At 58.7% G+C, this 1,541-nt stretch carries 3 protein-coding genes; all 3 read left to right on the top strand.

The window, feature by feature from the left end; all coding sequences use genetic code 11:
- Positions 1-413 (top strand): hypothetical protein (locus H6F59_RS02635; protein WP_190694930.1); only part of this gene is annotated, 413 nt, incomplete at its 5' end.
- Between the two features lie 29 nt (positions 414-442).
- Positions 443-1,108, top strand: coding sequence for a hypothetical protein (locus H6F59_RS02630; RefSeq protein WP_190694928.1), 666 nt, complete (start codon positions 443-445; stop codon positions 1,106-1,108).
- A 59-nt stretch (positions 1,109-1,167) separates the two neighbouring features.
- Positions 1,168-1,541 (top strand): hypothetical protein (locus tag H6F59_RS02625; RefSeq protein ID WP_190694926.1); only part of this gene is annotated, 374 nt, incomplete at its 3' end.

Raw genomic sequence — 1,541 nt, 5'->3', positions numbered from 1 at the left:
TTAGTAACCTCGGCAACTTCGCCTCGAAAGTCAGCACCGCCCGCGCCGAGGCCAGTCGTATCGGCGATGACATGACTGAGCTCACCCTGAGCCAGCAGGAGCAGGCGCAGAAAAACGAGGTGGCGATCGCTCGCTATCGAGACGGCTGCATCCCAGTGGTGAGTGCTGACCAGCTGCGCTACGTCTCCCTCATGCTCAACACCCCGGTGCTCGACAGCGCCACCAATCAACCCATCCCGGTGGGCTCTATCGTCTGTGATGCCCACGGCAACACAGGCATCATTACCGACGATGACAGCGACCCCAACACCCCAGGGCTAACCCAGAAGATGGCCTTCACCGGCGATAAGTCCCTAGTCGACTGGCGAATGAATCAGTACCAGGGGGCCGCCTACTACATGCCCTCAAACTAAGCCCAGCACACCTTATAGAGGCCTAACCCATGACTACCTATTCCACTAAAAAACGCTCAACCCGTTCCCCCAACTCAGGGGCCAAGACCGCCCGGCAGCTGCTCTACTGGTTGGCGATCTGCGTCGCCTGCGTGGTGGCCGCCGCCAACCTGCTGCCCTACTGCAAAGCGGTATCCCTTGCCTTAATCAATATCTTTGACCTGCAAGGTCTGGTGGGCTTTTTCGGCAATCGTGCCCTCGCCCTGATCTCAATCCCGGTTGGGGTCGTGCTGTGGGCCTTCATTCAGACAGCCGAGACTTACCCCATTCTGCTGAAGCATGACCGTAAGCTGATGCGCTTAATCGCCCTAGAAGCTGACTCAGCCGAACAACTCCAGGTGAATGAGGACGACGATCCCGCCCTCGTTCGCCTCAAAGATTGGTACAACCGTTTTCCCCTACTCAGCATCCGCAGCGCCAACCGGGCCAGCCTGGTCGCCTACATCGTCGATACTTTCCTCTGCTTAACCGTCTTCCCCCCCGTCGAGGGCGGTTTTGGGCAGCTGGTGTTTGTGATTTTTACCGGCCAGTGGGGGCTGATCAACTGGGGCAGTGTGGGGCTAATCGTCACCATGCTGTTCTGCTTTGAAATGATGGTGCGACTCATCTTGTTCCTGGGTCTGCAATGGCACTACATGAAGCGAGCCCACGGCTAGAAAGGCCAAATAACACTGCAAACGGGGGCAACGGTGCCCCCATCTCTTTAGGTGAAACCATGAGTAACTTAGCGACCACACAACCCCTTTGGATTGACACCGCCGAGGATGCCGCCGAGGGGATGCACAACCCCAAACTCTATATCGGCGGTGGCCTGGCCGGTGGGCTCATCCTGGGTAGCCTGCTGAATCCACTGACGAGCCTAGCCGCCCTGGCCTATGGCCTCTACCTGGCCTGGGATGCCAACGAGCGCAACAGCGACCAAATCGAGGCCGTCAGCGAGGGGCTAATCGCCCACCTGCTGGATAAAAAGCAGCTGCGCAAATACCAAGCCGATGTCGGCACCGACCGAGTGCAGGCAGAACTGGCCCAGGCGATCGCTCGGGAGCTGCGCCTCTCAGACGAGGCTGAAAAGCTGGCTAAGTCGCTGGG

It is taken from the genome of Nodosilinea sp. FACHB-141, assembly GCF_014696135.1.
Classification (GTDB): Bacteria; Cyanobacteriota; Cyanobacteriia; order Phormidesmidales; family Phormidesmidaceae; genus Nodosilinea.
Note: the sequence above shows the minus strand (reverse complement) of the source record. Positions and strands in the feature narration are given on the sequence as shown.